This window comes from Microcoleus sp. MON1_C1 (assembly GCF_036701945.1).
Classification (GTDB): domain Bacteria; phylum Cyanobacteriota; class Cyanobacteriia; order Cyanobacteriales; family Microcoleaceae; genus Microcoleus.
In genome coordinates, this window is record NZ_JAUBRO010000038.1 from 35,590 (window position 1) to 53,700 (window position 18,111).

Annotated in this window: 12 protein-coding genes; 7 read left to right on the forward strand and 5 right to left on the reverse strand. The window is 46.8% G+C overall.

Annotated features, from left to right (window positions below; translation table 11 throughout):
* Window positions 1–995: 995 nt before the first annotated feature.
* Window positions 996–3,545, reverse strand: coding sequence for a zinc metalloprotease HtpX (locus QUA62_RS20660; RefSeq protein WP_333406321.1), 2,550 nt, complete (start codon window positions 3,543–3,545; stop codon window positions 996–998).
* 301 nt (window positions 3,546–3,846) lie between these two features.
* On the opposite strand from QUA62_RS20660, the gene QUA62_RS20665 reads away from it, so the two are divergent.
* Window positions 3,847–6,783, forward strand: coding sequence for a hypothetical protein (locus tag QUA62_RS20665; protein ID WP_333406323.1), 2,937 nt, complete (start codon window positions 3,847–3,849; stop codon window positions 6,781–6,783).
* Between the two features lie 235 nt (window positions 6,784–7,018).
* Here the strand turns inward: QUA62_RS20665 and QUA62_RS20670 are convergent, their stop codons facing one another.
* Entirely contained in the window at window positions 7,019–7,288 is a 270-nt protein-coding gene (locus tag QUA62_RS20670) for a hypothetical protein (protein WP_333406325.1), read from the reverse strand.
* A gap of 392 nt (window positions 7,289–7,680) precedes the next feature.
* Between QUA62_RS20670 and QUA62_RS20675 the strand changes: the two genes are divergently transcribed.
* Together QUA62_RS20675 and QUA62_RS20680 are read left to right on the forward strand one after the other, a co-directional pair.
* Window positions 7,681–7,944: a prevent-host-death protein gene (locus tag QUA62_RS20675; protein WP_333079408.1), complete on the forward strand. Its 264-nt coding sequence runs from the start codon at window positions 7,681–7,683 to the stop codon at window positions 7,942–7,944.
* Between the two features lie 44 nt (window positions 7,945–7,988).
* Entirely contained in the window at window positions 7,989–8,267 is a 279-nt protein-coding gene (locus QUA62_RS20680) for a type II toxin-antitoxin system RelE/ParE family toxin (protein ID WP_333406361.1), read from the forward strand.
* Window positions 8,268–8,355: 88 nt separating this feature from the next.
* Here QUA62_RS20680 and prfC read toward each other — a convergent pair whose 3' ends face one another.
* The gene (prfC, locus tag QUA62_RS20685; RefSeq protein ID WP_333059619.1) at window positions 8,356–9,984 is read right to left on the reverse strand and encodes a peptide chain release factor 3; all 1,629 of its coding nucleotides are present in this window, start codon (window positions 9,982–9,984) and stop codon (window positions 8,356–8,358) included.
* A 101-nt stretch (window positions 9,985–10,085) separates the two neighbouring features.
* Between prfC and QUA62_RS20690 the strand changes: the two genes are divergently transcribed.
* Entirely contained in the window at window positions 10,086–10,430 is a 345-nt protein-coding gene (locus QUA62_RS20690; protein ID WP_333406327.1) for a DUF4870 domain-containing protein, read from the forward strand.
* A 1,174-nt stretch (window positions 10,431–11,604) separates the two neighbouring features.
* Here the strand turns inward: QUA62_RS20690 and QUA62_RS20695 are convergent.
* Together QUA62_RS20695 and QUA62_RS20700 are read right to left on the reverse strand one after the other, a co-directional pair.
* Window positions 11,605–12,060 carry a DUF2127 domain-containing protein gene (locus QUA62_RS20695; protein ID WP_333406329.1) on the reverse strand — a complete coding sequence of 152 codons (456 nt, stop codon included), beginning with the start codon at window positions 12,058–12,060 and terminating at the stop codon, window positions 11,605–11,607.
* A gap of 135 nt (window positions 12,061–12,195) precedes the next feature.
* The gene (locus QUA62_RS20700; RefSeq protein WP_333406331.1) at window positions 12,196–15,165 is read right to left on the reverse strand and encodes a CBS domain-containing protein; all 2,970 of its coding nucleotides are present in this window, start codon (window positions 15,163–15,165) and stop codon (window positions 12,196–12,198) included.
* Window positions 15,166–15,481: 316 nt separating this feature from the next.
* Here QUA62_RS20700 and psbZ point away from each other — a divergent pair, with 316 nt between their 5' ends.
* From psbZ to rimO, 3 genes are all read left to right on the forward strand, one after another.
* Window positions 15,482–15,673, forward strand: coding sequence for a photosystem II reaction center protein PsbZ (gene psbZ / locus QUA62_RS20705; protein ID WP_006633598.1), 192 nt, complete (start codon window positions 15,482–15,484; stop codon window positions 15,671–15,673).
* A 220-nt stretch (window positions 15,674–15,893) separates the two neighbouring features.
* Complete coding sequence (gene ribH, locus QUA62_RS20710) at window positions 15,894–16,484, forward strand: 6,7-dimethyl-8-ribityllumazine synthase (protein WP_333406333.1); 591 nt, start codon at window positions 15,894–15,896, stop codon at window positions 16,482–16,484.
* A 213-nt stretch (window positions 16,485–16,697) separates the two neighbouring features.
* Entirely contained in the window at window positions 16,698–18,008 is a 1,311-nt protein-coding gene (gene rimO, locus QUA62_RS20715) for a 30S ribosomal protein S12 methylthiotransferase RimO (RefSeq protein ID WP_006633596.1), read from the forward strand.
* Window positions 18,009–18,111 lie beyond the last annotated feature (103 nt).

An 18,111-nucleotide genomic window follows, 5' to 3' on the forward strand; every position in this document is an offset into this window, starting at 1 on the left:
AACTTAACCGCCGATGCAGAGAGCTTTTAAATCTCAGGTTGTTGTGTAAACTTTTAGTCATCACTCAAATGTTTAGGCTATTGGCTATTCTGTATTACTTGCTTCCGGTTTTGATTCAGAATGTTTATAGCCAGCGCCGTCTCGAAATTTATGTCCAAGGATGTCAATTGCAAGCGATCGGAATGCCAGTATTCAGTTTAATACAGTGATGGATAAAATGGCTAACATTTTTTCAGCCAGTAATCTTACCTCGATCCTAATCTCGCTCCTAATGCTGAGAACTACTCACTTACCCGGTATCCCTTAAATCCGGCCCGGCAGAGTCCGAGCATTCTTTAAAGGTATCACAGCCTTGGTAACAGAGCTAGTTATTTAGGAAGATTTCAGTCTGAATTTAACGCAAACCACATCTGAATCACTTTTGAGAATTCATCCCGCACAGCAAAAATAGCGGTCGAAAAAAAACAGCCGACAAGCGGCTGGCTGTACTTGCTGTGTTGGGATGTTGACAATTTTTACGCAATGCCTTATCGATTTTAGCCAACTGAAGTTATCGCGCTATTTGGTTCAATCCAATTTATGTAAACTAATGTAACAGAGTGCTGGCAAAAAAGCAACTTTTCTTTATGACGGAAGAAGGAAGAAGGAAGAAGACTGTAGTCATTGGTGTCAACTTAACGTCAAACCCTGTCACAGGCTGCTCTTTGACTATTAACCCTAGATCCCCCCTAGCCCCCCTTAAGAAGGGGGGGACAAGAGTCTTATCAAAGTCCCCCTTCTTAAGGGGGATTTAGGGGGATCTAGACTCGGCTACAACCCTGATTTTGACAGGGCTTCAGGCTTAAGTTGACACTAATGGAGTGTAGGGTGCGCCACTAGCACCAAGAACATGGTTAGCGAAGCCCTCGTAGAGTATCGCCCCTCCGCTGTTTAACTCAAAACTAATCCTGGCTGCGCGTTGAGAGCGATTCACACCACAATCGGACAACTATTCCTCACCTTGGGCCTTGGATAATGATGTATGCGCCCCAAAAAGCAGCAGCAAAAGCCAAAATCGCAGACCAAATCGGATGTCCGCTGTCACTAACCCTCCCTCCTTGACTGCGGAGGCTTTCAAGGTCGATCGCCACAGTAGCACCCCGGCGCAGCCAACCAGTCGCCACAACAGATGTTCCGATCAAATCGCTAGGGCGAGTAGTCTCTTTGAACAAAAATGGCCACAAAGAGCCAATGTAGCCAAACCTCGAAACATAGTGCAACCTCACCAACCCTGTCGCCGTTTGCAAAATCAAATCTTGTCCCAGCCAATTACTCAAGCCCGATCGACCCAAAAGTTGGCCTTCCAGCCGCACAGGTTCAGCATCCAACGGCAAACTCTCGGGATTTGACAAAATTTCCGGCAAACTCGGCGAAGCGGTTTCTCGCGGTATAATATCCGGGAAGAAATAATTGATCCGCATCAAAGTACCGATGCTAAATCCGATCGGCAAACAGCCCCAAAGAATCGATCGATCGCCCCAAAGCCAATCCAACTGCCAGATACTCGTCCTCGAAAAAATCCCGCCAATCAGCCAAAGCACCCCGACTATCGCCAAACTCATCGGAATTCCAAAAAACGGCGCACCCTGTAAAAATAGTTTTGAGTCTTTAAATTCGAGTATTGACTTAAACAGAGACAATTTTCCTTTCCTGGGTTGTTCTGGCACTCCCGCGTTTGCCAAATCTAACTCTGTCTCCAGTTGCCAAAATTGAGCATACAGAGCCAACAGCTTCAAACGCTCTCCCAGCAAAGGATGCGCGCTGTTAACCGTCAACCAATTGCGCTCGCGATTGCTGACATCCCACAGCAAAATCTGTTCTAGCGGCGCGTGTAATGCAGCAGAACCAAGGCTTACAGCTTGCCCAACACCTACAGGTAACAATAGATCGAAACTTTCGAGGAAAAAGCTAGTTTGTTTTTGCTGTTCGATATTATCAGCAATGCCGATCGCAATTTTACCCAGTGCCCGCGTCAAACCGTTAGGATTGCCCGTAATTTCAGCAGCAGTGCGATCGCTAAAATACACTCTGCGGCGCGACAGCCACAACATCGGCCAGCGCAACAACTTATAAATCCCATAACTGGTAGCAGAAATTGCAGCGGCCACAAATTTGACAGCAGAACGCAAAAACTCGATCGTCATTAAATCACACAACCGCTCTTGCCAGTGCGCCACCTGCCAATAAATCAAGTAAGGAATCTGAATCACCAGCAGCGCCAGGGACATCGGCGCAAAATCCCAGTGAGAGATATGGCCCAACTCCCGCGCGAAAATAGTAGCAATTTCATCATCCGTCAACTGTTCCAACAGCCCGCGACTCACAGCAATCCGAGCAAAACGGGGCAAACCGCCGTAACTGAAAGCTACAGGAACATTCAGCGGCAAGAGTTTCAGCACCGGCACCGGCATATTTTGCTTGGTACAATAACTTCGCAATACCCGACTAGCTTCCTTGCTGTGCTTCGATAAAACTGACCCGCGCAGGGTTTCGACGCCGCAAAACAGTTTCAGCAGCGCGTCTATCAGCCAGGGAGACGAGGCCAAAAGCAATCCAAAAACCATCTGAACAAACGGAGTTGGATCGCGGTAAAAAAGCTGAATCGGCGCGAAAATAGGCAGCTTAGTGAATATGTAAAGCTGAACCAACAGAGAATTAGTGTTTGTCAGCAGGAATTGCAGGACAAACCGGGCTAGGAAAAATAGGGCGATCGCACTTGCAACGGCTTGCACCCGAAACTCCAGCAACTTCAGCGGTTTGAGGGGGCGCGGGCTTTTCGCGCGGCCTGCTTCGCGCCAAGTGAGTTGGTAAGTATCTGGGCTCGCGACTCCGGGGATATCTGTTGGGGAACCCGAACTATTTTCGCCGTTAATTTCTGTATCGGGTGCGGTTTCGGTCGAGTTTTCCGGTTCAGAAGTCGGGCGTGTGGGGGGTGGAGGTGGCGGGGAAATCGGTTGCGATTTGGCGTTTGCAGGCGCGGCAGTCGGCTCTAAAGGTAAAAATCCTGTTTTTTTCTCTACGGTAGGTCGATCGCCCCCAATCGATTTTTTCGCCGCTTTAGTTCCGGCATCAAAGGCGACAAAGCCTGTTTCGGGGGGAGTTTCTGCGGATTTTGGTTTATTTTCCGGTGGTTTTGGGGGGCGAGGGGGGGTTAATTCTTTTAAAGCGCGATCGGCCCAAGTTTTGACTTGAGAGTTGGGACTTTTGGCGAGGGAAGAGCACAGGGCGATCGCCTCTTTCACGTTACCGGTTGCTTTGTATGCAGCCACCAAACCCATCTGCGCGCGGATTCCCGACGGTTGATTAGCTGCGGTTTGGGTAACGGATTCTAAAAGGGCGATCGCGGTGGGGTAATCCTGCTGTTTCAAAGCTGCTAGCCCAGCCTCTAGAGACTGTTTTGCAGATGAATCCGCCGGATTTGGATTAGTGGAAGGTGCCATGACTGTGCTTTCGCTAGCGTCCTTTCTAAGATAGCTTGGCTGGTCGATCGATAGCTGTTCTAACACAGCTCTATTTCTCTGTCACCAATTGTTGCAACCTTTGGCGCAAGGTACTTAAATAATTTCACTAAAATTATTTGTTTCTCAGATATTGCACGATCGCCACGATCCGGCAGGGGTTTAAACCCCTGCTTCAAAGCTAAAGTCCTGGCTATGAAGACGGAAGAATTATGCTAAATCCGGGTTAAATACTACCTCGATCTCTTAGTCTCAAGCAAGAGAAACTAAAGTTTGTGGAGACGAGATTTCAATCGCCGATTCAATCTAATTTTTGCTTATAATTAAATTACACCTCACCCGCACACTTATGCCAATTGACGACGAAGATTTTGAAAGCGAATCAATCGGGGACGATCGCAAACTCCAACTCTTCACCGACAGACACGAATTTACCCGCCGATTTGCATTTTATTTAAACGAAGACCCGCCTCCGGAACAAATTTTGTATTTTTTCGGGGATGGAGGTAACGGCAAGTCATTGCTGCTAAAACACTTGGAGTTTCACTGCAGCAAAAGATTTGCACCGGATGTGTGGCAACAATGGCGCGCACTCCCTGAATCGCAAGCCGCCGAAGTTGCTAATTTCGTCCGCTATGCAGCAGCTAAAACCTACAAACCTATCCCCGCAGTCAGACACGATTTCGGATTGATACCGCTTAAAGAAGATAAACCGCAAGATAGATTTTACGGATTGCTGATGCTGCGCCGAAATCTGGCAGCAGAAACTAAGAAATATAAATTTAAATTTCCAAATTATGACTTTGCTTGCTTTTGGTATTTGCTGAACAAAGGCGAATCACAGGCAACTCTCAACCAACTTTTCCCCGATGATGTGGCGGAAGTGGTGGTACCTATAGTTGAAACTTTTGCAGATTTTCCGGTGGTGGCGCAAGCGGTGGCGGTACTCAAAGGGATAGATAAATTCGGCGGGATTAAGCGGGCGATGAAATTAATTCAAAATCGCTTGGGCGTCAGCGATGAAAAGGCGGAGGAAATTCGTCGTCTAGATATTGATACTGAGTTAACCGACTGTTTGGCGAAATTGTTTGCTGGGGATTTGAATGCGGCAATGGCTGGCAAAAATAAACCCGATCGCCTCGTGATGCTGTTCGATACTCACGAGAAAATGTGGGATGAAAAACGCAATTCTCAAGGCGCCACTTTTTGGTATCAAGATGAGTGGTTTCGGCGGTTGTTGAGGGCATTAGATTACAAATTGGGGATTGTGGTTGCTGTGGCGGGGCGAGAGTGTCCGGTGACGCAATTGCGGTGGCCGAATGCGTCGAAGTTTCCGATTCCCGCAGATTATATAGATGCACAATTGGTGTGGCATTTGTCGCCGGATGATGCGAGGGATTACTTGCACAAAGTGAAGATTGACAAGACAGATTTGGCAGATGCTGCAATCAAATATGCCAGCGTCAATCCCGACGATCCTTGGGAAAATTTGCAGGTACATCCGTTTTATTTGGGTTTGTGCGCGGATGCGGTGCTGGCGGAAAGAAAGCGGGGAATGGAGTTGCTGTCGTCGGATTTTGCGCGGATTCCGAAGTTGGAAAACAAGACTGCGGAATTAACAGATCGGTTGCTGAGTTATGTCGATCGAGAAGTGCGATCGGCCGTGCATTCGCTGAGTGCTTGCCGCGCTTTTGATGAAGATTTGTACGTGAAATTGGGAGTGGGTTGTCACTTCCAAGCAAGCAGTGCAAATTTTGAGATTTTGACGGGTTTTTCCTTTGTGTGGAAATCGCAGAAGCAGGGGGATAACTGGTATCGGATTCACGATTTATTGCGGCGTTTGGATGCCGATCGGGACGATCCGAAAACTCGCAAAGCTCATGAAATTTTAGAGCGGCATTACCGAGAAGTGGGGAATGTGGCGGAGGCAATTTTTCATGCTAATCGCTTGGATTGGCAGCGGGGTGTGGAAGAATGGAAAGAGGTGTTTGATGAAGCTTTGAGAAAGAGTCGCTATAAAGAATGCGAGGCGCTGCTGGAAGTTAGAGATGAGTTGGGGATTAAAAGTGATTATTGGCTTGGTAGAGTTTCGCGTTCGGAGGGAGATTACTATGCTCAGTTTGCTCGATATGTAGAGGCCAAACAAGAATATTTAGAGGCAGTTGCAGCCTGTAATTCTGCTTTACTTATTGCACCGGATGATATCAATGCTCTCAACAACAAAGGGAATGCGCTAACAAGTCTGGGTGAATTACAAGCAAAGCTAAGTGAATTTGAGGTGGCAAAACAGTATTACTTTGAGGCGATCGCAGCCTTGAATTCTGCTTTACTTATTGCACCGGATTTTATCATGGCTCTCAAAAACAAAGGGATTGCGCTGCAAAGTCTGGGTTATTTGCAAGCAAAGGTAGGTGAATTTGAGGCAGCAAAACATTCTTACTTTATGGCGATTGCAGCCTGTAATTCTGCTTTACTTATTGCACCGGATGATATTTGTGCTCTCAACAACAAAGGGAATGCGCTAACAAGTCTGGGTTATTTGCAAGCAAAGCTAAGTGAATTTGAGGTGGCAAAACAGTCTTACTTTGAGGCGATCGCAGCCTGTAATTCTGCTTTACTGATTGCACCGGATTATATCAATGCTCTAAAAAATAAAGGGATTGTGCTAACAAATCTGGGTTATTTGCAAGCAAAGCTAAGTGAATTTGAGGCGGCAAAACAGTCTTACTTTGAGGCGATCGCCGCCTGTAATTCTGCTTTACTGATTGCACCGGATTATATCAATGCTCTTAACAACAAAGGGAATGCGCTGCGAAGTCTGGGTTATTTGCAAGCAAAGCTAAGTGAATTTGAGGCGGCAAAACAGTCTTACTTTGAGGCGATCGCAGCCTATAATTCTGCTTTACATATCGCACCGGATTATGTTTTTCCTCTCAAGAATAAAGGAATTGCGCTGCGATCTCTGGGTGATTTGCAAGCAAAGCTAAGTGAATTTGAGGCGGCAAAACAGTCTTACTTTGAGGCGATCGCCGCCTATAATTCTGCTTTACTTATTGCACCGGATTATATTTCGGCTCTCAAAAATAAAGGGATTGCGCTGCGATCTCTGGGTGATTTGCAAGAAAAATTATCTGAGAGACAGGAAGCTCTCAAGAATTGGCAAAAGGCGCTGGAAATGTTCGATCGCTCTTTAGCCATTGCTCCTAATCGCGATCGGATTCGCAATAGGCGCGATTCGCTGCAACAATTTCTCGATAATTTGGGTGAGCATACCGTCAGCAGTTAGCTCGATCGAAATGAGTAAAGACGCGGCATTCATTCCCTGCCTTAAACCGAAAGCCCGCCAGGGTATGAATTCCCTGGCTAATAGCAAAAGTCCTCTAAAGAGGACTAATGAATTCTTCAGTCCTCTTCAGAGGACTTTAGCTTTGAGGCAGGGGTTTCAACCCCTGCCGGACTGCCGGACTCAGGGACAGAGCGTTAAAAGCCCGCCCTCGAATTTAGCTATTTAACCTTGCAGCTTACCGCCCAGATTTTCTCGGCGATGTACCATCAGACCGCTTCCGACGGATCAGCACGCTCATCACCTGCTTCGGATTAGCCGCACGCTGTACGGGACTCCAATCGCCCACTTCTGCAAATCCCAGCCGGTACAAAGTGAGTATGGTTTCCCGGACACCTTTGGGCGAACCGACAACCGTTAACAGCACCACTTCCTGTTCGCATACTGCTGCTGAGTCGTCATTTGGGCGCTCAGATTTGTTGTCGTCAGGCACGAATTCCTGTGACATAATATGTTCTCCTGGTTTTGGGTTTTCTAGAAAAACCCAAAAACCCAGCCGCCCCGCATTTCAACACATAGCAGGGCGGCTACAGAGAATGTTAAGATACTCCGTTAGCCTCCAGACTGCTAGTCCCAGTTTGGCGGTTATGCTGTCCATTGCTGCTACCAACAGCTTTGGGCAGTGCAACTAGATTTTTGGGCGACGCGGGCTGCCTCCTCTACAAGCAAGCAACCTCTCACTTCAAAGCGTAGCCGCAGAGGGGGCCAGCCGTCAACCGATTTTAGATTTTAGATTTTGGATCTTAGATTTTGGATTTACTCGTTACCAGCCTCAGCGGCTGGAAACCAGTTAGTTGGGCCGAAATGCTAAATTAAAAGTAATGTTGCTTTAGTACAACCATGTCCAAACGACTCACCATTGCCCAAGCACAGCAGCAGCTTCCAAACCTACCCCAAGAACTTATCAATGAGCCTATCATCATCACTCAAGATGGCGTTCCCGTTATGGCTGCAATAAGCTACACGCATTTGACTGAACTGTTAGAAACCTTAGATATTCTCACCGATACAGAATTCGTTACCAAATTGCGCCAAAGCATCACCCAAGCCAGCCAAGGCGAAACTATTTCCTGGGAAAATGCCAAAGCAAAATTGGGACTATGAATCACGAATAAAATGCGATCGAATATGAGATCCAGCTTACGTCACTGGCACTGGAAATGTTGGAGGCAGTCAAAGATCGACGAGAACAGGAAAAATTGCGCGATCGCATCGATCAACTAAAAGTTGAACCACAAAAGCAAGGCAAAGCCCTTGTAGATAACCTATCAGGATTTCGCAGCATCCGAGCTGTTGGACAGCGCTATCGTATAGTTTATCAAGTCGAACAAGATCGAGTTCTAGTTGTTGTCGTGGGACTAGGGAGACGTAAAGATGGTGACAAAAAAGACATTTACACCATCTTAGAAAAACTGTTAGAGCCGTGATTGGAACTTCTTATATCCGGCGTATTTAAGCCGAATAAATATCATTTGTAGGGACACAACAGTGTTGTGTCCTTTGCCTGCGGTAATCTCACTCCTCGCTAACAGCCAAACCAGAAACCACAGGGGCGATCGCATTTAACTTCAAAACAGGGTGTTCCCCTTCCACCTGTCGGCAATTCCACTCATTTCTAAACAGCAAAACCGGCCTTCCCCAAGTATCTTTCACCGTCACCGTATTAAACAGCCGCCCAACTTTTTCCAGCGCCTCCCAACCGCCGTCAACCCAGCGAGCTACACTGTAAGGCAACATATCGATCGTCGTTTCCACATTATATTCCGACTGCATTCTGAACTGCACAACTTCAAATTGCAACTGTCCGACAGCCGCCAAAATTGGCTCGCGTTTCGCCTCATCAACCGAGTACATAATTTGCACTGCGCCTTCTTCCTGCAACTCAGAAACGCCTTTGCGGAACTGCTTAAACTTAGAAGGATTGGGATTTCTCAAAAAAGCAAAAAGTTCGGGAGAAAAACAGGGAATCCCTTCATATTCCAGTTTTTGACCGGTGTAAATAGTATCGCCGATCGCAAATACTCCCGGATTGTTCAAACCGATCACGTCGCCCGGATACGCAACCTCGATCGACTCCCGATCCTGAGCAAATAACTTTTGAGGCCTTGACAAACGCACCGTTTTACCGCTGCGAGCGTGAGTCACGTTCATGTCCTTTTCAAATTTGCCCGTACAAACCCGAATAAACGCCACCCGATCGCGGTGTCTCGGGTCCATATTCGCTTGCAATTTGAACACAAACCCGGTAAAATCTTCATAAGTTGGCGGCAAATCTCCGGCGGTGCTCTTGCGGGCGATCGGCTTCATAGCGTAATCTAAAAACGCATCTAAAAACAGTTCGACCCCAAAATTGCTCATAGCGCTGCCAAAGAAAACAGGCGTCATTTTTCCAGCCCGAACGGAGTCTAAATCGAGTTCAGTTCCTAACTCATCCAGCAGTTCTAACTCTTCTTTGAGCTGATAGTAAAGGTCTTGTTCCAACAAATCTTCAATGCGCGGATCGCCCAATTCGATGACGGTATCAACAGCAGCGCGAGAACCGTGTTGAGTCCGCTCGAATAAGTGAATTTTGCGCCCTCTGCGATCGAAAACACCTTTAAAGCGATCGCCCGTACCTATCGGCCAATTTACCGGATAAGTCTGCAACCCCAATTCCTTCTCAATTTCGTCCAACAAATCCAAAGGTTCTCTGCTAGGGCGATCGAGCTTATTAAAGAAAGTAAAAATAGGCAAACTTCGCAGCTTACAAACTTCAAATAACTTCCGAGTTTGCGGTTCCAAACCCTTAGCAGCATCCTCAAGCATCACCGCATTGTCAGCGGCCGCCAGAGTTCGATAAGTATCTTCGCTAAAATCTTGGTGTCCCGGAGTATCGAGCAGATTAATGTGATATTTTTTATACTCAAACTGCAAAACAGTAGAAGTAATAGAAATTCCCCGCTGCTGTTCCATCGCCATCCAGTCAGATGTAGCGTGTCGCTGAGCCCGCCGCGCTTTCACAGAACCTGCTTCGTGAATTGCACCTCCGTACAGCAGCAGCTTTTCTGTCAAAGTAGTTTTACCCGCGTCGGGGTGCGAGATAATAGCAAAGTTGCGCCGGCGCTCAACAGCAGTTAGCAGTTCAGTTTCGAGTTCAGTGGTCATTACAATTAGGTAGGGGAATCATCACCCGATCGCCATTATAGCCTGTGCTACAGTTGCTATTAAAGGTAAAATTATCAGTAAAGTCAAGGAAGAAAAGTAATATGTACGACTCCGACAAGCGGAAGCTGCTATCACTGGTGTGCCACGGGGCGATTTTTTTCAGTACGTTACTGTTCTCGATCGGAGCTCCGATCGCTGTATTGTTAGTATCAGATGACCCCGTTGTCAAAGAAAATGCCACAGAAGCCATCAATTTTCACCTTAATGTATGGCTGTACAGCACCGTGATTGTGGTGTTAACTGTCCTCACTTTCGGTCTTGCTGGCATTATCCTAGTGCCCCTAGGTTATCTGCTGCACTGGGGACTGACAATAATGGCTATCCTCCACGTTTTGCAAGATCCTAACCAACCTTACCGCTACCCTTTTATTTTCCGCATAGTTTAGACAGCAAATCGCGCTTCACCATCGATTTCAACAACCCGATTTCTTTAAGAAGAAAGCGGGTTTTTAATTGTTTTCTAACCCACATTCGTTACCCCCAACTGGCAAATACACTGCTTAAGTGACAAAGAGGGTTGATTATACCCTTTATCAGAAAGATGAGGTACGATAGGGCATAGGGCATAGGGCATAGGGCATAGGGCACTTTTTTGAGAACCGCTGTATCGGAGACAAGATTTAGTAACAAAAATTAAAATTTTGTCTAACTAAGCATCATTCAGTTGGGGATTCATGAAAATTGAACTAACATCATGAGATCAATCTTCTTAATCCATAAAGCTTCAAAAATTCGAGCAAAATAAACTATTAATTCTAGCTGTTAAGCTAATCCGCCTTTAAATTGTAGGGTCAAATAAACTTTTACTATTGTGTGGTTGCCAGGAAAGCCCGCCTTCAACACACAATTTAAATGCACAACAGCTTATCTTCGGCATTAAAAATGGTGCAACATCTCTGTTTAAACTTACATCTTGCACCATTGTCAAGAACAGGCATCTTGCCTGTTCCACAATAAAATTCATCTCTTGTGGAACAGGCAAGATGCCTGTTCCTAAACAAGTAATTGAAAATGGTGCAACATCTCAGTTTAAATGAATGTGGGTAGCTCGGTAAGTGATGCCGAACCCTCATCTGCCTAAAGTCGCAATGCTGTCTTCGCCCTATTGCAGGGCTGTTGCTGAGGCTAAGTTGATCTTCAGTTGATGCCGTTTCCCCAACTATGCTACCGCCTTTGGGTTATTTCGCAGAGTTAGGGGTGAGGCTCGATCGCTCCGAACCATCGTTTTTGCTTTAGCTGTGCTATTTTTGCATCGGGCGATCGTTTTATTGAAATTGTCCACCAATTCTATCTCCACCAGGAGTCTTAAAACTTAATACAATATTTTTCCAATAAAAATCCCGCTCTTGTGGAACGGGAAAGCCATCAGGGTGCATCTATATATATGTCAGTATAACTCATAGGGGGTATAACCCCTCGTAGCTTTATCGAATCTTTACAATCACAAAATTTTTGTAAAGATTGAGGTTTTTATTTGACTGAGCAGCCGTTTTATGAAGTTAAAATGGAAAATGCTGACATTTATAAAATCAAGTCAGTTTCCTCTGAATAATCAAAACTTTAAGCTCCTTTACCATGCTTCGGCCAATGGTGGAGCAAATACCATAAGATGGCTACATTTGTGATAAATACCGCTACCTTAAGTACCGTGACCCCCTGAACTAATTCATATATTTCAGGGGGTATACTGATGCTTACCAGCACTAAAACTAAGATTGTTGCCCAGTCTTTTTCGTACCACAAACCAACGGCTTCAACAGCCGTTAAAGTTGCATAAAGTGCTGCGGCAAGTCCGCCAAAAAATAATTTGTGAGGGTTGAGAATTAGAAGTTTTTCTAAGATAAATTCAATAATTTTTAGTTTAGTTTCTAACAAATAAGATTGCGAAATTTTTTCTAAGACTTGATGATTTTTTAATGCAAAAAGCAAAGCAATCGAAGTTACTGCCAAGAGGGAAGCCACAAATGTTTTGTAAAGGACAATTGCGATTAAAGCAGGAGCGTGATGTTTCTTCACCTTAATTCTCGAAATATCAATAATGTGCGATCGCCTGGTTAACCTGTTTGGGATTGAAAACTAAAAATTCAGTAGAGTGCGTCAGCAGTTAGCTAATCAAGTAGAGACAAAATAACGCGCTGCTGACGCACCTTACTAAGTTTGAGGATAACGTTCTGCTAAGAAAGAGATAGCAGCAGCCCGATCGCCCAAATCGCCATCCAACCTCGCCGCCAACAAATCATCCAACATTCGTTTAAACCCAGGCCCCGGCTTATAACCCAAAGCCTTCAAATCGTTGCCATTCAAAGGCGGCTCAACATTCGCCCATTTGGTGAGATATTCCCAGATTTGGCGGCGTGCACTTCGCGGACTTTGTAGGGAGATAGCAATTAACACCGGCAACTCATAATTCCTCAACAGCAGCACCAATTGACTGGGCAACTCGCACTTAGGCAAATTCTCTGCTAACTCGTTCTTTCCGGCTTCCAACACTTCCAACCGCTTAATGCTGTCAGCAGGTAACTGAAGATTTGCAGCCACCTTGCCGCGATATTCCGGCGCTAAATAAGCTATCAAAACTTCCAGCCGCATCTGCCAATCGGGAATATTGATAATAGGGAATGGGGAATTGGGCGTCGGGAATTGGGCATCGGGAATTGGGAATTGGGAATTGGGAATTGGGAATTGGGAATTGGGGATAGTTTGTTCCTTCTTCCCTCTTCCTTCTTCCTTTTCCCCTCTTCCCTTCTCCTTCTTCCTTCTATCCTTTACATCCTTTACATCCTTTACATCCGTTACATCCGTTACATAATCCGTTGCCGAACCTTCCTTCCTTCTTCCATTCAAACACCGATCGAGCAAACGCAGTTGCCGCCACAACTGCCGATCCAACTCCAAACTAGGATGAATGCAGCGCAAAGCCTGCAAATCTCCCAGCATTTGCAAAGCAACTTTCCAGTAGGGGGCTTGCAAAATGTATTTCAATTCGCTTTTGAGCCGAGTTTCCAAAGCCGGAGCTCGGCCGTTTTCCCCCTGAATTCGGTAATAAATCCCGCTGGCCAAAGCGTTGCGGATGTATCCTTCCGTCTGCGGCTCAATTTCAAACCCCAACCGCACCGCAAACCGCACAGCGCGATAAATTCGCGTCGGATCTTCGATAAAACTATTGGCGTGCAAAACTCGAATTTGCTTCGATTCCAAGTCCAGCAAACCGCAAAAAAAATCTAACAATTCGCCACTGCGAGGAACACCCAACCGCACAGCCAGCGCATTAATTGTAAAATCCCTGCGGTACAAATCTTGGCGAATCGAACTCGCTTCAACTTCAGGATTTGCAGCCGGATAAGGATAAAATTCAGTACGAGCAGTCGCGATATCCACCCACAGCGAGCCGAAAGCAGAGTCTTTGGGCCACAAAAGCGCGGCGGTTTGAAATTGACCGTGAACGTCCAAACGCGATTCGGGGTAAAGTTTTTGCAGCGAGGAAGCTAACTCGACACCAGCACCGGAATCGTCGGAACCGCACTTTCCATCCACAACCAAATCGATATCTGTTAGCGCCAGTGTATCATCCGTGGCTAAGAGTAAATCCCGGACTGCTCCACCCACAATATAAAGTTGCCAGCCGCGATTTTGGCCAATATTGGCGGCGATCGACAATAATTGCCATAATTCGGGACTGATGCGCGATCGCAACAACTGCTCAACCGATTCGGGCACGGCACAATAAGAGAATTCTGCATTACTTCCCCTGTCTCGCGCTTTTTGCTGGTGCAATTCCCGCAACACGTCAGTCCGGGTAACAATTCCTACCAGTTGACCGTTTTCCAATACTGGCAAGCGGCCGATATCGTATGTCACCATTAAAGATTCAATTTCCGGCAGCAAGGTATCTGGGGCGATCGTTTTTAGCTGCGGAGTCATGTAACCCTTGACGGGGGCGTGACTGAAACCGTGGTGCAGGGCAATGTCAATGTCGCGGCGCGAGATAATGCCGGCGAGTCGATCGCCCGCATCGACCACAGAAAGCCCGGAATGTCCGTAACGTAGGAGGATACGGTGAGCTTCCCCTACCGATGTTTCCGGGCGAATACTCCGCACTGGAGACGACATTAATTCGCGGGCTGTGGGAGGGTGGGGAATTTGAGTTTTGAGTTCGTCAGCTAACTGATTTAAAGTCAGCAGGGGGTCAACATCGCGGGTGGCGAGGGAAGCGGCGCGGGCGTGGCCTCCGCCGCCGAGGGGTTTGAACAATTCGCTAAGGTTTGTTCCTTCGATGCGCGATCGACCGATAATAGTTAATCGATTGGAAACTGGCGATTCGGGAGCGATGTTGCGGTTGTTTTCGTTTTCGCCAAATTTATAAACATTGCCTAACAGCAGAGCATCAGTTTCAGTTAAATCGAGCAAGCGAGAAGCCAGGGAAGAAAGCCCCGGAACGTAAGCTTCAGTAGATAGCAGCACCCAGGCTATGCTGTAACCGTGCAAAGTTTCCGATCGCAAATTATTCAGCGCTTCTCTCAGCAAATCTTGCAATTGAGGAGACAAACCGGGTTCTACATATTCAGCGATTACCCCCAAACTCGCTCCCTGTTCCATCAACCAGGCCAAAGCTATTGCATCTCGCGCAGTTGCGCCCTCAAAGGTGAGGGAACCTGTATCGACGTGGATGCCGAGGGCCATTACTGTTGCTTCCGAAGGCAGAAGGCGGAATGGTGTGTCGCTGTTTTCTGCTTGATTTTTGAGCTTTTCGACAATTAATGTCGTGCTGGCTCCGACTGCTTCGATCTGCGTAACAGTAGCGGGAATGTCTAAATCGGCCTGTAGGTGATGGTCGAAAACAGCAATTTCGCTCAGGTGTGGCAAATCCAGCCACTCGGCGGCTTTTCCCAAACGATCGCGCCCTGAGGCATCAACTATACTAATCGATCGAATTTGTTGCGGATTGACCGATCGGCGTTCAATCAGTGGGTACTCGTCGCGGTGTAGCGCCAAAAAATCCCGCACTGTCGGATGACACCCGCCCGTCAATACGATCCTGCTACCGGGGCGCAGCACGCAAAGTCCCACCGCCGCCCCCAAGGCGTCAAAATCTGCTGTTGTGTGGCACAAAACTAAGTCCATAGCCGAAAATCCCGCATCTCTAACTCAAACAGTAGCAATTTCTCGCCCTCGGAAACCGGATGTGTTGATCGGGCTTTAACTTAACCTTTCCAGTTTTCTGTCGTGTAGCGAACAATGATAAAATTGATCGAAATCTCAAGAGCCGCTGACGCCTGTTCGCGCAACGCCCGAATTTGCACGGGTTCTTTCGTATCAATCAACCGACAATCTCTCGATCGACAATCGGGAAACTGTCAAAAACTAGAATTTGGAAGATTTTTTTCGGTTCTGGGAAACTATTTCGGATCAACGCACGGTTATATCGAAAGGAGAAAAGATGTTATCAATTCTGTTTCAAGTGGTTTTACTGGGTCTGGTACTGCTGTCTTTTGTGATGGTCGTTGGCGTGCCAGTTGCTTATGCCTCTCCCCAAAACTGGAATCAGTCTAAATCCCTGATTTATGTCGGATCGGCTCTCTGGTTTTTGCTGGTTATTGCAGTGGGTGTATTGAACTTTTTAGTCGTTTAATTTCACCCAAGTCTATCGAATAAAGAAGGTAAAAGATAGAAGGATGAAGGCATTCACCAGCGATTGAAAGGCATTCGGCAGAAGCTAGGAATTTTCCAGACCGCGCGATCCTGTATGTTTTTGCACTTGAGATTCAGATGAGATGCTGCTGCTTTCTGACTTTTGCCTTCTCACAAACAAAAATCTAAAATCTAAAACCTAAAATCTAAAGTAGAGCACTATGACTGTTTTCGAGGGAACTTTTACTCACACCGAATCTTTGCGATTTGCTATTGTCATCGGTCGTTTTAACGATTTGGTGGTTAACAAACTTTTAGAGGGATGTCAAGATTGTTTGAAACGCCACGGGGTTGATGTTAATCCTCATGGCTCTCAGGTGGACTTTTTTTGGGTTCCGGGAAGTTTTGAGATTCCTTTGGTGGCGCGCCAAGCTGCTCTTTCTCACCGCTACGATGCGGTAATTTGTCTGGGTGCGGTAATTCGGGGCCAAACTCCTCATTTCGATTTTGTGGCTGGTGAGGTTGCTAAGGGAATTGCTGCTGCTGCTTTTCAGACAGGGGTGCCGGTGATTTTTGGGGTGGTGACGACTGACACGATGCAGCAAGCTTTGGAAAGGGCTGGAATTAAAAGCAATTTGGGCTGGAATTATGCGATGAGTGCTTTGGAAATGGGCACTTTGATGCGCCAAGTTAAGGGTTTGGGAACACACTCTTACGGTAAATTAGCTAGCGGATCTGCTGCTCAAGTGCTTTCGGGCGAAGCCAATCTGGCGATCGCCCCGGATGTATCGTCGGATCAAATCCCCTCGTAAGTTTGGCTAGCAGTATTTTTTAGCTAAAAAGCATCAAGATTTGCATCAGGAAAAATCTTAAGACTCTTGTGGGGTGGTGATTATGCCCGCCCCCAAGGTAAAAGTCCCACTGGTCGCAGCCGATAGACAAATTAGACCAATATCTTGCCAATTGGCAAGGAGTGTGATATCATAAAATGTTCTTAGAAATAGCGCAACACTAACTATTACTGCATGGCAACGAAGCCAACGATCGCATTTACTCACCTCGGCTGCGAAAAAAATCGCATCGATACCGAACACATGATTGGCTTGCTGGCTCAAGCGGGCTATCAAGTGGATTCTAATGAAGAATTAGCTGATTATGTTGTAGTCAATACTTGTAGTTTTATCCAAGCTGCGCGAGAAGAGTCAGTCCGCACCTTGGTAGAATTGGCAGAAGCTAATAAAAAAGTAGTCATCACCGGCTGCATGGCACAGCATTTTCAGCAGGAATTGCTGGACGAATTGCCCGAAGCAGTCGCAATTGTCGGCACTGGGGACTATCACAAAATAGTCAATGTTATGCAGCAGGTGGAAAAGGGCGATCGAGTTTCCCTCGTCTCCTCAGAACCTACTTACATCGCTGACGAAACTACTCCCCGCTACCGCACGACATCGGAAGGTGTCGCTTATCTGCGAATAGCAGAAGGCTGCGACTACCGCTGTGCATTTTGCATTATCCCGCACTTGCGCGGAAATCAACGATCGCGGACGATCGAATCTATCGTCGCCGAAGCTAAGCAATTAGCCTCCGAAGGGGTAAAGGAAATTATCTTAATTTCTCAAATTACCACCAACTACGGCAAAGATATTTATGGCGAACCGAAACTAGCCGAACTGCTTCGGGCTTTGGGTGAAGTAGATGTACCTTGGATTCGGATGCACTACGCCTATCCTACAGGTTTGACTCCCCAAGTTGTCGAGGCAATCCGCGAAACGCCCAACGTTTTGCCGTATTTGGATTTACCCCTGCAACACTCGCACCCGGAAATTCTGCGGGCGATGAATCGACCTTTTCAAGCCGGGATCAATGATGCTATAGTCGATCGGCTCAAAGCAGCACTTCCCGGCGCTGTGATGCGGACAACTTTTATTGTCGGCTTCCCCGGCGAAACCGACGAACACGCAGCACACTTGCTGGAATTTGTCAAGCGCCATGAATTCGATCACGTAGGAGTTTTTGTATTTTCGCCAGAAGAAGGAACCCCAGCCTTCAGCTTGCCCCAGCAAATACCTGCAGAAATAATGGAAATGCGGCGAAATTCGGTAATGGCGGCACAACAACCTATATCATTGAAGAAGAATCAAGAGTCTGTCGGTCAGGTAGTTGATGTCCTGATAGAACAAGAACAACCAGAGACAGGCGAGTTGATTGGTAGATCCGCTCGGTTTTCCCCAGAAGTAGATGGACTCGTCTATGTCACAGGAGAAGCGCGGCTGGGTTCAATCGTATCTGTGAAAATTACTGGTGCAGATGTCTACGACCTCTACGGTCAAGTGTAAGTATTGCTGGAACTGTCGCGATCGGCGGTGCGGCGAACAAAAACCGGACACGAGCCAAAAATGATTAGCGGATTGTGCAACAAAAGTAACGGTTAGTACACAA

What these genes read in the sequence shown, in the direction of transcription:
- QUA62_RS20665 (WP_333406323.1), top strand. Translation starts at nt 3,847, where the DNA reads ATGCCAATTGACGACGAAGATTTTGAAAGCGAATCAATCGGGGACGAT.
- QUA62_RS20670 (WP_333406325.1), bottom strand. Translation starts at nt 7,288, where the DNA reads ATGTCACAGGAATTCGTGCCTGACGACAACAAATCTGAGCGCCCAAAT.
- QUA62_RS20675 (WP_333079408.1), top strand. Translation starts at nt 7,681, where the DNA reads ATGTCCAAACGACTCACCATTGCCCAAGCACAGCAGCAGCTTCCAAAC.
- prfC (WP_333059619.1), bottom strand. Translation starts at nt 9,984, where the DNA reads ATGACCACTGAACTCGAAACTGAACTGCTAACTGCTGTTGAGCGCCGG.
- QUA62_RS20690 (WP_333406327.1), top strand. Translation starts at nt 10,086, where the DNA reads ATGTACGACTCCGACAAGCGGAAGCTGCTATCACTGGTGTGCCACGGG.
- QUA62_RS20700 (WP_333406331.1), bottom strand. Translation starts at nt 15,165, where the DNA reads ATGGACTTAGTTTTGTGCCACACAACAGCAGATTTTGACGCCTTGGGG.
- psbZ (WP_006633598.1), top strand. Translation starts at nt 15,482, where the DNA reads ATGTTATCAATTCTGTTTCAAGTGGTTTTACTGGGTCTGGTACTGCTG.
- ribH (WP_333406333.1), top strand. Translation starts at nt 15,894, where the DNA reads ATGACTGTTTTCGAGGGAACTTTTACTCACACCGAATCTTTGCGATTT.
- rimO (WP_006633596.1), top strand. Translation starts at nt 16,698, where the DNA reads ATGGCAACGAAGCCAACGATCGCATTTACTCACCTCGGCTGCGAAAAA.